The following is a 13,583-nucleotide window of genomic DNA, read 5'->3' as shown; positions in this document are numbered from 1 at the left end:
ATCTTGTGTCGCAGGGGTGACATTCCCCGCCCCCGGCGGTATAAGTCGCACACATTATTTGGGGTTCATGACGCATGGCCGAAGCTGCCCGCAAACCCGCCGAATACGGCGCCGATTCTATCAAGGTTCTCAAGGGGTTAGAGGCGGTTCGCAAACGCCCTGGCATGTACATTGGTGACACCGATGACGGGTCGGGTCTGCACCACATGGTTTATGAGGTGGTGGACAACGGCATCGACGAGGCGCTGGCCGGGCATGCAACGGCGGTAACGGTCAAGATCCACGCGGATTCCAGCGTATCGGTACGTGACAACGGGCGCGGGATTCCGGTGGATATCCATCAGGAAGAAGGCGTGTCGGCGGCAGAGGTCATCATGACCCAGCTGCATGCGGGCGGCAAGTTCAACAACACCGACGACTCGGGCAACGCCTATAAGGTTTCCGGCGGGTTGCATGGCGTGGGCGTTTCGGTGGTCAACGCGCTGTCGGAATGGCTGGAGCTGACCGTCTGGCGCGATGAGACCGAGTATCGGGCGCGGTTTGAGCATGGCGAATGCGTGGAACATGTGCGCGCCATTGGTCCGGCACCCGGAATGCGGGGGACCGAGGTGCGGTTTCTGGCCAGCGCCAAGACCAACATTCCGGAGGGGACGTTCTCGAACCTGGAGTACAGCTTCAAGACGCTGGAAAACCGGCTGCGGGAGCTGGCGTTTCTGAACTCGGGCGTGCGGATCATTGTCGAGGATGACCGCCCGGCAGAGCCGCTGCACACCGAGCTGTTCTATGAAGGCGGGGTGCGGGAGTATGTGAAATACCTCGACCGCTCCAAATCGTCGATCATGGCCGAGCCGATCTATATGATTGGCGAGCGCAATGGCATGACCGTTGAAGTCGCGATGTGGTGGAATGACAGTTACAACGAGATGGTGCTGCCGTTTACCAACAACATCCCGCAGCGCGATGGCGGCACCCACCTTGCCGGGTTCCGGGGCGCGCTGACGCGGACCATCAACGGCTATGCGCAGGCCAAGGGGATTGCGAAGAAGGAAAAGATTGATTTCACCGGCGATGACGCCCGCGAGGGGCTGACCTGTGTGTTGTCGGTCAAGGTGCCGGACCCGAAATTCTCCAGCCAGACCAAGGACAAGCTGGTCAGTTCCGAGGTGCGGCCTGCGGTCGAGAATCTGGTGAACGAAAAGCTGGCGGAGTGGTTTGAGGAAAACCCGGCGCAGGCAAAGATCATTGTCGGCAAGATCATCGAGGCGGCCCTCGCACGGGAAGCAGCGCGCAAGGCGCGCGAGCTGACGCGGCGCAAGACGGCGCTGGATGTGGCATCGCTGCCCGGCAAGCTGGCCGATTGTCAGGAACGTGACCCGGCGAAATCTGAAATCTTTCTCGTCGAGGGGGATTCGGCTGGCGGTTCGGCAAAACAGGGACGCTCACGCTCCAATCAGGCGGTGTTGCCGCTGAAGGGCAAGATCCTGAACGTGGAGCGCGCGCGGTTTGACCGGATGCTGGCCAGCCAGGAGATCGGCACGCTGATCACCGCACTGGGCACCGGGATTGGCCGCGACGAGTTTGACATCAAGAAGCTGCGCTACCACAAGGTCGTGATCATGACCGACGCCGATGTGGATGGCGCGCATATCCGGACCCTGATTCTGACGTTCTTTTTCCGGCAGATGCCGGAGCTGATCGAAGGCGGATACCTCTATATCGCGCAGCCACCGCTGTACAAAGTGGCGCGCGGCAAGTCCGAAGTCTACATCAAGGATCAGGCGGGTCTGGAAGATTACCTGATCGACATGGGGCTGGATGGCGCGATTCTGCGGCTCGGCAATGGCGAGGAACTGGCGGGCGAAGACCTGCGCCGTGTGATCAACGGCGCACGGCAGTTCCGCCGGGTGCTGGAGTCGTTCCCGACCAACTATCCGCGCAATCTGCTGGAACAGGCAGCTTTGGCGGGGGCGTTTGACCCCGGTCAGGCCGATGCCGATCTGCAGGCGGTGGCCGATACTGTGGCCATCCGTCTGAACCTGATCGCAGCGGAGTATGAAAAGGGCTGGGCGGGCCGGATCACCCAGGATCACGGCATCCGCCTGTCGCGCATCCTGCGCGGGGTCGAGGAATTGCGGACGCTGGATGGTGCCGTTCTGCGCTCGGGCGAGGCGCGGCGGCTGTCAACGGTGTCGCGCGACAGCCGCGACGCCTTCCGCGACCCGGCCAAGCTGGTGCGCAAGGACCGTGAGCAGCTGGTTTACGGGCCCACCGATCTTTTGAAGTCGATTCTGGCCGAGGGTGAAAAGGGCCTGACCCTGCAACGCTACAAGGGGCTGGGCGAGATGAACCCGGAACAGCTGTGGGAAACCACGCTGGACCCCGAGGCGCGCACCCTGTTGCAGGTCAAGGTGGACGATCTGGCCGAGGCCGATGACATTTTCACCAAGCTGATGGGCGATGTGGTGGAGCCACGCCGCGAATTCATTCAGCAAAACGCGCTGAATGTGGAAAATCTGGATTTCTGATCTGTGCCGCCGTGCTTTGCGGCGGGGCGGCGCGGAAAGTTTCGGGTGATCCCCTTGGGTTCTGCGATTGTTGTGGTGTGGCACTGGTTTAACGGGTGCCGGACCCCCATCTTGGAATAAGCTGCACAAGGTCTTTGTGCCGCGTCATGGCAGGCTCTGTCCCGGCCGGTTTCCAACCGAATCCAGCCTGACAGGAGCCTGAACATGGGATATTCCCCGCAAAAGACGCCGTTTGACCTGACCGATTTTCTGAGCAAGCCCGGCAGCCCGAAATCGCGCAAGTGGAAGCGTTTTGCCCTTGGCGCGCGTCCCGCCGCCGAGCCGGAAGCGGTTGAACCGGAAGCGGAGGTTGAAGTTGAAGCCGAGGCCGCTGCGCCCGACGCGGAACCGGCTGACAAAGCCTGACGCCTGCCCCTTTGCGGGGGTGCTGTGCTGTAAAAGACGCCCGGAGCCGTTTGGCTGCGGGCGTTTTCTGTTGCGGTCAGATCAGCGCGCGGCAGGCGGCAGCGGCCAGATCGCGGATGCGGTCGCGGTGAATGTGGCGGCCGCCTTGCACCAGATGCGCGCCATGCGCCCAGACGTCGGCCACGGTCAGGTCGGTGCCAAAGATCCAGCGGTCGAGCAGGCGGTCATCGGCCATATCCAGCGCCATCAGGTCGTGCAGCGCGACCAGATCGGCGGGCGCGCCGGGGGTGATCTGCGGGGCGGGGGCGGCGAGGGCGTGCGCGCCGCCGCTGGCCGCGCCGTGAAACAGCCGCGCGCCGGTGGAGCCGGTATCGGCGCAGACGTTGCGGGCGCGGTGGTGCAGGCGTTGGGAATACTCCAGCATCCGCGCCTCACCCGCCGCCGTGATCTGCACATTGCTGTCGGTGCCAAGCCCAAAGCGCCCACCTGCAGCCAGAAACGGTTCTGCCGGGAAAATGCCGTCGCCCAGATTGGCCTCGGTGATCGGGCACAGGCCGGCGACGGCCTGTGTCGCGGCGATGCCCTGTACTTCGGCATCGGTCAGGTGGGTGGCGTGGATCAGGCACCAGTCGGCGGAGACGGGGGCATGGGTCAGCAGGTATTCGACCGGGCGCTGGCCCGTGAAGGCAACGCAATCCTCCACCTCTTGCAATTGCTCTGCGATGTGGATGTGGAAGGGTCGGTTCGGGAAGGCCTGTGCCAGCGCGGTGATCTGGTCCATCGTTGCCGCGCGCAGCGAATGCGGGGCGAGGCCGATGCGGTCTTGCGGGCGGGCCATGGCGTCGCAGGCCTGCACCAGATCCGCAAAGCGGTCGGGCGTGTGGAGAAACCGGCGCTGACCCTCGCCCGCCGGTTTGGGGCCGAAACCGCCATGGGCGTAGAACACCGGCAGATGGGTCAGGCTGATGCCGGTGTCTTCCGCCGCAGCAAAGATCCGGGCCGACATTTCGGCCGGGTTGTCATAGGCGCGGCCATCTGGGGCGTGGTGCAGGTAGTGGAATTCACCGACACGGGTAAAGCCAGCCTCCAGCATTTCGGCATAGGCGAGGGCTGCGATGGCCTGCATCGCCTCGGGCGTCAGGGAAAGCGCGAAGCGGTACATCATCTCGCGCCAGGTCCAGAAGCTGTCGCAGGTCGGGCCGCGCTGTTCGGTCAGGCCGGAAAAGCCGCGCTGAAACGCGTGGCTGTGCAGGTTGGGCAGACCGGGAATCAGGATGCCGGCGCGGTGGTCGCCGGGCTGGGGCGGCGTGCCGGTGGCAACGCTGTCAATCCGGCCCGCCCGCAGCACCAGCCGCACATCGCGCGCCCAGCCATCGGGGAGCAGGGCGGTTTTTGCATGCAGGGTCATGGCAGGCGTTCCTTTGGCAAGGGGGCTATGCAGGCGATCCATAATATGTATATACTTAATCAAAGCGCAAAGGAAGCAGATTCCTGTGCCGCATCAGGGGGGGGCCGCGATGATCGCCACGCTATGGACCAATGCACGGATTGTCACCGCTGACGGCAGCATTGACCGCGCGCCCGAAGCGGGGGCGCTGGAGGTGCTGACGCAAGGCGGGCGGATTGTGGCGGTGGGGCCGGGGCTGGCGCGCGACGGTCACAGGATCGTCGATTGTGGCGGGCGGTTGCTGACCCCTGCCCCGGTGGATTGCCATAGCCATATCATCTTTGGCGGCGACCGGGCCAACGAGTTCGAGATGCGGCTCGTCGGCGTGCCCTATACGCAGATTGCGCAGGCGGGTGGCGGCATCAAGGCCAGCATGCGCGCCACGCGGGCGATGAGCGTCGAGGCGTTGGTTGCAGCCAGCCTGCCCCGGCTGGATCATCTGCTGGCCGAAGGCGTGTGTACCATTGAGGTAAAGTCGGGCTATGGCCTGTCGGTCGCGGCGGAACTGACCATGCTGCGCGCGGCGCGGGCCCTGGGCCACGCGCGGCAGGTGCGGGTCTGCACCACATGGCTGGCCGCCCATGCCCTGCCGCCGGAGTATGACGCGCGGCCCGAGGCCTATATCGCCGAAGTGGCGATTGCGGGGCTGGAGGCGGCACATGCCGAGGGGCTGGTCGATGCGGTCGACAGTTTTTGCGAGGGGATCGCCTTTACCCCCGCGCAACTGGCCCCGCTGTATGACCGGGCGCGGGCGCTAGGCCTGCCGGTGAAGATCCATGCCGAGCAGTTGTCGCATCTGGGCGGTACGGCGTTTGCCGCGCGTTATGGCGCGCTGTCGGCGGATCATCTGGAACATGCGACGACAGGTGATGCGCAGGCGATGGCGGCGTCGGGCACGGTGGCGGTGCTGCTGCCGGGGGCGTTTTATGCGCTGCGCGAAACCGTGCTGCCGCCGGTCGCGGCGTTTCGGGCGGCGGGCGTGCCGATGGCGCTGGCGACAGATTGCAACCCCGGCACCTCGCCCCTGACCTCGATTTTGCTTGCGATGAACATGGGGGCGACGCTGTTTCGCCTGACCGTAGCGGAATGCTTGCTGGCGATCACGGCGCATGCGGCGCGGGCACTGGGATTGCAGGATGAAGTCGGGCGGATCGCGCCGGGCCTCGCCGCAGATATGGTGCTTTGGGACGCCGAAACCCCGGCGCAACTGGTGGCGCGGATCGGGTTCAACCCCCTGCACGCCCGGATTTTTCAAGGAGAGGTGGTCGCATGACCGAAATGATCCTGACCCCCGGCGCGGTGCCGCTGGCGACGTTGCGCGATCTGTACTGGCAGGGCGGCGCGCCCCGGCTGACGCCCGATTGCGCGCCTGCCGTCGCGCGGGCGGCGGCGCGGATTGCCGAGGTCGCGGCCGGGGATGCGGCGGTCTACGGAGTGAACACCGGGTTCGGCAAGCTGGCCTCGATCCGCATCGCGGCGGGCGATGTGGCGCAGTTGCAGCGCAACCTGATCCTGTCGCATTGCTGCGGCGTGGGTGCGCCGCTGGATACCGCCGTGGTGCGGATGATCCTGACGCTGAAGCTGATGTCACTGGGGCGCGGGGCCTCGGGCACAAGGCCAGAGGTGATCGCCCTGCTGGAGGGAATGCTGGCGCATGGGGTGATGCCGGTGATCCCGGAAAAGGGCTCGGTCGGGGCGTCGGGTGATCTGGCGCCGCTCGCGCACATGGCAGCGGTGATGATCGGCGAGGGTGAGGCGTTTCTGGGCGAGGCGCGTCTGCCGGGGGCGGAGGCGCTGGCCCGTGCCGGGCTGGCCCCGGTGGTGCTGGCCGCCAAGGAGGGGCTGGCGCTGATCAACGGCACGCAGGTGTCGACCGCGTTGGCGCTCGCGGGGCTGTTCCGGGCGGAGCGGGCCTTGCGGGCGGCGATTGTCACCGGGGCCCTGTCGACCGATGCGGCGATGGGATCGACCGCGCCGTTTGCGGCGGAAATCCACAGCTTGCGCGGGCATCAGGGGCAGATCGACGTGGCGGCGTCTTTGCGCGCGTTGCTGGCGGGCAGTCAGATCCGCGACAGCCATGTGGAGGGCGATGAGCGGGTGCAGGACCCGTATTGCATCCGCTGCCATCCGCAGGTGGCGGGGGCGGCGCTGGACATCATGCGGGGCGTTGCCCGCACGCTGGAGATCGAGGCGAATGCCGCGACCGACAATCCGTTGGTGCTGTCGGATGGATCGGTGGTGTCGGGCGGCAATTTCCATGCCGAACCGGTGGCCTTTGCCGCCGATATCACCGCGCTGGCCGTGGCCGAGATTGGCGCGATTGCGCAGCGGCGGATCGCGCTGCTGGTGGACCCCGCGCTGAACTTTGGCCTGCCGGGGTTTCTGACTCCGACACCGGGCCTGAACTCGGGGCTGATGATCGCGGAGGTCACGTCGGCGGCGTTGATGAGCGAAAACAAGATGCTGGCACATCCGGCCTCGGTGGATTCCACGCCCACCTCGGCCAATCAGGAGGATCATGTCTCGATGGCCTGCCATGGCGCGCGGCGGCTGCTGGCAATGACGCAGAACCTGTACTGGATCATCGGGGTCGAGGCGATGGTGGCGGCGCAGGGCGTGGGCCTGCGCGGGCCGCTGACCACCTCGCCCAGCCTGCAGGCGGCGATTGCGGCGATCCGCGCGCGGATACCGGCGCTGGAGGCGGACCGGTTCATGGGCTCGGATATGGAAGCAGCGGGCGATCTGGTGGCATCGGGCGCGCTGGAGGCGGCGGGGGCAGATCTGCTGCCATGGGTGGCGTGATGCAGGTGGTGCAGGTGCATGAGGGCGACGGCCCGGTCATTCTGGCGTTTCCGCATGTTGGCACCGAAGTGCCGTCCGAAGTCTGGGCGCGGCTGAACGACGAGGGCCGGGTGCTGCGCGACACCGACTGGCATATCCATGAACTCTACGCCGGGCTGATCCCCGGGCTGACCACAGTGACGGCCACACAGTCGCGCTATGTGATCGACCTGAACCGCGACCCCAGCGGGGTCAGCCTGTACCCCGGCCAGACCACAACCGGGCTGATCCCGGAGACGACCTTTGACAATGTGCCGATCTGGAGCCAGCCGCCGGGGGCCGCGGATGTGGCGCATTGGCTGGAGGCGGTGCACCGACCCTATCACGCGGCCCTTGCGGCTGAAGTGGCAAGGGTGCGGGCGCGGCATGGGGTGGCGGTGCTGTATGACTGCCACTCGATCCGGTCGGAAATCCCGTGGCTGTTTCCGGGCACCCTGCCCGAGCTGAACATCGGCACCAACAACGGCACCACATGCGCGCCCGCATTGGAACAGGCGGTTACGCAAATTGCCGCCACCTCCGGCCATTCATGGGTGCTGAACGGGCGGTTCAAGGGCGGCTGGACCACGCGGCACTATGGCCGGCCAGAGACCGGGGTGCATGCGATCCAGATGGAACTGTCGCAGATCAGCCATCTGGGCGCAGAGGAGCCGCCGTTTGCGCTGGACCCCGCGCGCGCGACCCATCTGCGCAAGACATTGACAGAAATCCTTGCCACGCTGGCCGATCTGGCCCCGCGTCTGGCACACAGCTGAGGGAGGCCACCATGACCCGCCACAACACCCGCGACATCTACCCCGCCACCGGCACCGAGATCAGCTGCAAAAGCTGGCTGACCGAAGCGGCCTTGCGCATGCTGATGAACAACCTGCACCCCGATGTGGCCGAAAACCCGCATGAGCTGGTGGTGTATGGCGGCATCGGCCGGGCCGCGCGGACATGGGAGGATTTTGACCGCATCTGCGCCGCGCTGCGCGATCTGGAGGCGGACGAGACTCTGCTGGTGCAATCGGGCAAGCCGGTGGGGATTTTTCGCACCCATGCCGATGCGCCACGGGTGCTGATTGCGAACTCCAACCTCGTGCCGCATTGGGCGACCTGGGCGCATTTCCACGAGTTGGACCGCAAGGGGCTGATGATGTACGGCCAGATGACCGCCGGATCATGGATCTATATCGGCACCCAAGGGATCGTGCAGGGCACCTATGAGACCTTTGCCGAAGCCGGGCGGCAGCATTATGATGGCAGCCTCAAGGGGCGCTGGATCCTGACCGCTGGCCTTGGCGGCATGGGGGGCGCGCAGCCCCTTGCGGCGGTGATGGCGGGGGCTTGCTGTCTGGCGGTGGAGTGTGACGAAACCCGCGCCGATTTCCGCATCCGCACCCGGTACTGCGACGCCAAGGCGCATACGCTGGACGAGGCTTTGGCGCTGATTGATCAGTGGACCAAGGCCGGAGAGGCGAAGTCGGTCGCGCTGATCGGGAATGCGGCAGATGTGTTCCCCGAGATCTACCGGCGTATGCAGGCAGGGGAGCCGATGCCGAACGGGCGGCCCGATATCGTGACCGACCAGACCTCGGCCCATGATCCGTTGAACGGCTATCTGCCCAAGGGCTGGACCGTTGCCGAATGGCAGGCAAAGCGCGAGAGCGACCCGGCGGCGGTGGAGGCGGCGGCGCGGGCCTCGATGCGCGACCATGTGGCGGCGATGGTGGGGTTCTGGAACGCGGGGGTGCCGACACTGGATTATGGCAACAACATCCGGCAGGTGGCAAAGGAAGAGGGGCTGGAAAACGCCTTCGCCTTCCCCGGTTTCGTGCCCGCCTATATCCGCCCACTGTTCTGCCGGGGCATCGGGCCGTTCCGCTGGGTGGCGCTGTCGGGCGATCCGGAGGATATCTACAAAACCGACGCTGCTATGAAAAAACTGTTCCCCGACAATGCCCATCTGCACCGCTGGCTGGATATGGCCGCAGACCGGATCGCATTTCAGGGCCTGCCCGCGCGGATCTGCTGGATCGGGCTTGGCGACCGCCATCGCGCCGGTCTGATGCTGAACGAAATGGTGCGTTCGGGCGAGCTGAAAGCGCCGGTGGTGATCGGGCGGGATCATCTGGACTCCGGCTCGGTGGCCAGCCCCAACCGCGAGACGGAAGCCATGAAGGACGGGTCGGATGCGGTGTCGGATTGGCCCTTGCTGAACGCGATGCTCAACGTGGCGGGCGGGGCGACCTGGGTGTCGCTGCACCATGGCGGCGGCGTGGGCATGGGGTTCAGCCAGCACGCCGGGGTGGTGATCGTCGCCGATGGCACCGATGAGGCCGCGAAGCGGCTGGATCGGGTGTTGTGGAACGACCCGGCCACGGGCGTGATGCGCCATGCCGATGCAGGCTATGACATCGCCCGCGAGTGTGCTGCCGACCACGGGCTGCGCCTGCCGGGCCTCGGATGAGCGGGATCTACCCCGCCGCCGCCCGCGTCTTTCGCCCGTGGAAGAACGGCGGCGGTGAGACGGCGGAGATTCTGTGCTGGCCCGAAGGGGCCGGATTTGACGATTTCACCCTGCGCCTGAGCACGGCGCGGGTGGATCGCTCCGGCCCGTTCTCGCTGTTCCCAGGGGTGGACCGGGTGCTGACGGTGATCGAGGGCGGGGCGATGGTGCTGACCTTTGACGGCACAGACCATCCCCTTGCCCCCGGCAGCGCTCTTGCCTTTGCCGGCGATGCGCCTTGCACGGCGCGGCTGGACGGCTCGCCCCTCCTTGATTTCAACGTGATGACCCGCCGCCCGCTACAGGCACAGGTCACTGTCGGGCCGCTCACAGCCGATGCGCGCTTTGCCATGCTGCTGGCGCCCGCCGCCGGTCTGGCGCGGCTGGATCTGGTGGATCTGGATTTGGCAGAGACTGACCTTGTGGCGCACCTGATCGGTACGCCTGTCATCGCGATTCATCTGCCGCGCGCCTGACCCTTGCGCCATCGGTGAGTATTTGGGCCAAGATGACACGGCAGGGATTTCATCTTGGAAAAAATACTCACCTTCACCGCTCGTCCGGGGTGAAGCGGCTGACCAGCTGGTGCCGTGATCCGGGGTAGGTCTGGGTGACCAGCGTGACCCAGTGCCCGGCGCTTTCGGTGCGGCGGGTAACTTCCAGACAGGCCTCTCCCGTGGCCAGCGCCAGCGCGCGGGCCATCGCGGCGGGGGCGTTGATGGCACGGATGCGGTGGTCGGCCGATGTCCACGGGATTTCGCGCAAAAGCCATTGGCCGGGCGCGATGGTGCGGAAATCCTGTACGAGGGCCGCAGGCGCGCTGGCGGGGTTGATGATGCGGGATTCGTGGCAGAACGGCTGCTCACCTGCATAGTGCAGGCCTTGCAGCGCCAGAACCGGGGCGACCCCGTCGATGCGGGCGGTCTGGATTTCATCGGGACGCGGCGGGCGCAGATCGCGCAAGGTGAGGTCAAAGCGCCACTCCAGGCCAAGCGCGCGCACCTCGGCCTCGATATCGGTGATCGCCATCACCGCTGCCTGTGCCATTGGTTGGGCAACAAAGGTGCCCAGCTTCTTGCGACGCACAAGGAAACCTTCGCGCGTGAGCTGGCCCAGCACCTTGTTCATCGTCATGCGCGACACGCCATGCTGTTCGGCAAGCACGGTTTCAAACGGCAGTTGAAAGCCGGGGGGCCAGTCGCCGCCGGTGATCTTGTCACGCAGATCGGCAAGGATGCGGTCGTGATGGGTGGTGCGGCTGTCCACAAGGGCCCCTGTTCTGCTCCGCCCGCAGCCTAGACAACCGGGCCGGGCGGAACAAGCGCAGGGGAAGGGTCAGGGCATCTTGCTGGCGATATAGGTGGCAAATTCGAAATTGGGGCGTTCCAGATGGCTGAGCGCACCGGGCGAGGACATGTCGGCGCACAGGCCCCGATAGACCCGTTCGACACAGCCTTTGTCTTCGATATTCACATCATCAAGCAGCGCCTTGAGCGCCGCAAAATGTGCGGGCGCCTGCGGGTCGGCGGCCCAGTCCGGCGCAAGACCGCCACCGAACAGGACATTCACCTTTCCAGGGCCGTCTGGGGTGAGGCAGAGATACCAGAAATACCCCGGCGTCAGCGTGATCAGCAGGGCGGGGTAGACCGACACCAGCCAGGTGATCCGCCGTTCATCGCCGGTTAGCGTGGTGTTGGACGGGTGAGCGAGGGTCAGCGGCAGCGAGTCGTTCTTGACGATGTAATGGTAGTTGAACGAGGGGAATCCCTCCGGGCAGGTCATTTTCAGCAGGTCCACCGTGCCGCCGATGGTGCCCTCGTGGCAGACCGGCAGGTGGTAGCTTTCCATGAAATTCTCGGCCAGCACCTTCCAGTTGGTGTTCCAGTGGAACTCTTCGCGGAACGCCTCGACATAGTGTTCCATGCCAAGATAGCCGACGAGGTTTTCGACATCGCTCAGGGCCTCGGACGGGGCGGGGGCGTCGGGGTTCAGGGTGACCATGATCCAGCCGAGCCAGTTTTCGACCCGGACTTTCGGCAGCGCGATCTGGTCTTTGCAGAACCCCTCGTTCAGGGTCATCGCGGGCGCGCCGCGCAAGGTGCCATCAAGGTTATAGGTCCAGGCGTGGTAGGGGCAGACGATGGCGCGGGTGTTGCCGCGCCCCTCGAGCAGGGTGCTCATCCGGTGACGGCAGACGTTGGACAGGCCGCGCAGGGTGCCTTCGCGGTCGCGCAGGATGATGATTGGCTCGCCCGAGATTTCCATCGTCAGGTAATCGCCGGGATTGGGCAGCGCATCGGCGCGACCGGCACAGAGCCATTCGCGGGCAAAGATGTGCTGCTGTTCCAGCGCGGCAAAGTCGGGCGAGGTATAGACCGATTTCGGCATGGCGGTGGCGCGCTCGAACGGCTGCGCAACATTGGCGCGCAGTTCGGCCAGCGGGGTGAGGCCGGGGTCGTGGCGGGTCATCTGACACCTCCGTCTGCCGTTGGGTTTCTCTGCAAGCATGCGCGGGGATCGGGGGCCGGGCAAGCGCGCTGTGGCCCGGCGGCAAGGTTTTGCAGCCGGATCGGGCGTTCTGCCCGAGGGTCAGGCATCGGCAGGCACCCGTGCGGCGATATGGGCAGCCAGCCGTTCAGCGTCGCGCCATGCGCCCCAGATAAACGCCGAGCCGCGACAGGACAGCCAGGGCAGGCCGACGAAATACAGACCGGGCACCTGCGACACGCCTTCAGTGTGGAGCGGGCGGCCTTGGGCGTCGAAGGCGTCCAGCTTGATCCAGCTGTAATCGAGCGCAAAGCCGGTGGCCCAGATGATCGTGGTGATGCGATGTGCCGCCAGATCAAACGACAGGAGCGGTTGCGTCACACAAGCGGGCAGCGGGGCAAAGACGCGCGCTTCGGGGTCTTCGGGCAGGTCGAGGGCGTGAGCGGCGGTATAGGCGTCGGCCTCGTCCAGCACCGACAGATAGTTGGCGTCGCCTTGGGCGATGTTCCGGGCGAGGTCATCGTTGACCATAAGCGCGCCATTCGCAAAGCCATTGGCGCGGGCCAAGAGCACCACGCCTTGCGCGGCAAGGCGGCGGAAATCCATCGTGTGGCCGCCATACGCGCCGCTGACCGCAATAGTGATATGCTCGGTGCCCGGCTCCTTGGCCTTGGCGTCCCATTTGCCCAGTTTGCCCAGCCACCAGACAAAATCCTGCCCGCGATAGCGGCGCGGCGGGCGGTCATGCGGGCCGACCGACAGATAGACCTGACGCCCCGCGCGCTGCAATTCCTCGGCAATCTGCGCGCCGGACGAGCCTGCGCCGACCACCAGAACCGCGCCTTCGGAGAGTTGGGCGGGGTTCTTGTAGGCGTTGGAGTGGATCTGGGTCAGCCCGGCTTGCGCAGGCACCATGGCCGGGATCAGCGGTTTCTGAAACGGGCCGGTGGCGACCACCACCTGATCGGCCTCGATCACGCCATCGCTGGTTTCGGCGCGGAAAGTCCCGGTGGGGGTGCGGTGCAGCGCCGTCACCTCGACCCCGCAGCGGATCGGGGCATTGATCTTCGCAGCGAACGCCTCGAAATAGTCGGCCACGCGGTCTTTGCCGGCAAAGCTGTCGGGGGCGATGTCGTCAAAGGTCATGTCGGGGAAACGGTCATGCCAGGCGGGGCCGTTGGCGACCAGTGAATCCCAGCGCTCGGACCGCCAGCGCTCGGCGATGCGGGCGCGCTCCAGCACCAGATGCGGCACACCGTGCTGTGCCAGATGCGCGCTGGTGGCCACCCCGGCCTGACCGCCACCGATGACCAGCGTGTTGATTTTCTCAGGCATCATGTCAGGCGTCCTTTCGGCGGAGGGGATGGGAAAAGTGTAATCCGACCCT

The 13,583-nt window shown here is 65.8% G+C and carries 11 protein-coding genes; 7 read left to right on the top strand and 4 right to left on the bottom strand.

The window, feature by feature from the left end; genetic code table 11:
• Nucleotides 1-74 precede the first annotated feature (74 nt).
• Both gyrB and D1012_RS18495 read left to right on the top strand, forming a co-directional pair.
• Nucleotides 75-2,525 carry a DNA topoisomerase (ATP-hydrolyzing) subunit B gene (gene gyrB, locus D1012_RS18500; protein WP_118155616.1) on the top strand — a complete coding sequence of 817 codons (2,451 nt, stop codon included), beginning with the start codon at nucleotides 75-77 and terminating at the stop codon, nucleotides 2,523-2,525.
• Nucleotides 2,526-2,729: 204 nt separating this feature from the next.
• Nucleotides 2,730-2,930 carry a hypothetical protein gene (locus tag D1012_RS18495; protein WP_118155615.1) on the top strand — a complete coding sequence of 67 codons (201 nt, stop codon included), beginning with the start codon at nucleotides 2,730-2,732 and terminating at the stop codon, nucleotides 2,928-2,930.
• A 76-nt stretch (nucleotides 2,931-3,006) separates the two neighbouring features.
• Here D1012_RS18495 and D1012_RS18490 read toward each other — a convergent pair whose 3' ends face one another.
• Nucleotides 3,007-4,338, bottom strand: a complete 1,332-nt coding sequence (locus D1012_RS18490; RefSeq protein ID WP_118155614.1) for a formimidoylglutamate deiminase — start codon at nucleotides 4,336-4,338, stop codon at nucleotides 3,007-3,009.
• 109 nt (nucleotides 4,339-4,447) lie between these two features.
• On the opposite strand from D1012_RS18490, the gene hutI reads away from it, so the two are divergent.
• The 5 genes from hutI to D1012_RS18465 are packed head-to-tail and all read left to right on the top strand — an operon-like array spanning nucleotide 4,448 to nucleotide 10,185.
• Complete coding sequence (hutI, locus tag D1012_RS18485) at nucleotides 4,448-5,650, top strand: imidazolonepropionase (protein WP_118155613.1); 1,203 nt, start codon at nucleotides 4,448-4,450, stop codon at nucleotides 5,648-5,650.
• Nucleotides 5,647-7,179 (top strand): histidine ammonia-lyase, encoded by a 1,533-nt coding sequence (hutH, locus tag D1012_RS18480; protein ID WP_118155612.1) that lies wholly within the window; start codon nucleotides 5,647-5,649, stop codon nucleotides 7,177-7,179. Before hutI ends, hutH begins: the two co-directional genes overlap by 4 nt.
• Nucleotides 7,179-7,973: an N-formylglutamate deformylase gene (gene hutG, locus D1012_RS18475; protein ID WP_118155637.1), complete on the top strand. Its 795-nt coding sequence runs from the start codon at nucleotides 7,179-7,181 to the stop codon at nucleotides 7,971-7,973. Before hutH ends, hutG begins: the two co-directional genes overlap by 1 nt.
• 11 nt (nucleotides 7,974-7,984) lie before the next feature.
• A complete protein-coding gene (hutU, locus tag D1012_RS18470; RefSeq protein WP_118155611.1) occupies nucleotides 7,985-9,670 on the top strand; it encodes a urocanate hydratase in 1,686 nt (561 codons plus the stop codon).
• Nucleotides 9,667-10,185 carry a HutD/Ves family protein gene (locus tag D1012_RS18465; RefSeq protein WP_118155610.1) on the top strand — a complete coding sequence of 173 codons (519 nt, stop codon included), beginning with the start codon at nucleotides 9,667-9,669 and terminating at the stop codon, nucleotides 10,183-10,185. The genes hutU and D1012_RS18465 overlap by 4 nt, the downstream gene beginning before the upstream one ends.
• Nucleotides 10,186-10,258: 73 nt before the next feature.
• Here the strand turns inward: D1012_RS18465 and hutC are convergent, their stop codons facing one another.
• The 3 genes from hutC to D1012_RS18450 form a co-directional block, all read right to left on the bottom strand.
• On the bottom strand, nucleotides 10,259-10,975 hold the full coding sequence (gene hutC, locus D1012_RS18460) for a histidine utilization transcriptional repressor HutC (RefSeq protein WP_118155609.1): 717 nt from the start codon (nucleotides 10,973-10,975) through the stop codon (nucleotides 10,259-10,261).
• 69 nt (nucleotides 10,976-11,044) lie between these two features.
• The gene (locus tag D1012_RS18455) at nucleotides 11,045-12,178 is read right to left on the bottom strand and encodes an aromatic ring-hydroxylating oxygenase subunit alpha (protein WP_118155608.1); all 1,134 of its coding nucleotides are present in this window, start codon (nucleotides 12,176-12,178) and stop codon (nucleotides 11,045-11,047) included.
• 120 nt (nucleotides 12,179-12,298) lie between these two features.
• On the bottom strand, nucleotides 12,299-13,534 hold the full coding sequence (locus D1012_RS18450; RefSeq protein WP_118155607.1) for a flavin-containing monooxygenase: 1,236 nt from the start codon (nucleotides 13,532-13,534) through the stop codon (nucleotides 12,299-12,301).
• Nucleotides 13,535-13,583: the final 49 nt, after the last annotated feature.

Origin of the sequence: Pseudotabrizicola alkalilacus (assembly GCF_003443995.1) — a bacterium.
Taxonomy (GTDB): domain Bacteria; phylum Pseudomonadota; class Alphaproteobacteria; order Rhodobacterales; family Rhodobacteraceae; genus Pseudotabrizicola; species Pseudotabrizicola alkalilacus.
Note: the sequence above shows the minus strand (reverse complement) of the source record. Positions and strands in the feature narration are given on the sequence as shown.

Coding starts and splice junctions, on each gene's coding strand:
- D1012_RS18495 (WP_118155615.1), top strand. CDS start 2,730: ATGGGATATTCCCCGCAAAAGACGCCGTTTGACCTGACCGATTTTCTG.
- D1012_RS18465 (WP_118155610.1), top strand. CDS start 9,667: ATGAGCGGGATCTACCCCGCCGCCGCCCGCGTCTTTCGCCCGTGGAAG.
- D1012_RS18490 (WP_118155614.1), bottom strand. CDS start 4,338: ATGACCCTGCATGCAAAAACCGCCCTGCTCCCCGATGGCTGGGCGCGC.
- gyrB (WP_118155616.1), top strand. CDS start 75: ATGGCCGAAGCTGCCCGCAAACCCGCCGAATACGGCGCCGATTCTATC.
- D1012_RS18455 (WP_118155608.1), bottom strand. CDS start 12,178: ATGACCCGCCACGACCCCGGCCTCACCCCGCTGGCCGAACTGCGCGCC.
- hutU (WP_118155611.1), top strand. CDS start 7,985: ATGACCCGCCACAACACCCGCGACATCTACCCCGCCACCGGCACCGAG.
- hutI (WP_118155613.1), top strand. CDS start 4,448: ATGATCGCCACGCTATGGACCAATGCACGGATTGTCACCGCTGACGGC.
- D1012_RS18450 (WP_118155607.1), bottom strand. CDS start 13,534: ATGATGCCTGAGAAAATCAACACGCTGGTCATCGGTGGCGGTCAGGCC.
- hutH (WP_118155612.1), top strand. CDS start 5,647: ATGACCGAAATGATCCTGACCCCCGGCGCGGTGCCGCTGGCGACGTTG.
- hutG (WP_118155637.1), top strand. CDS start 7,179: ATGCAGGTGGTGCAGGTGCATGAGGGCGACGGCCCGGTCATTCTGGCG.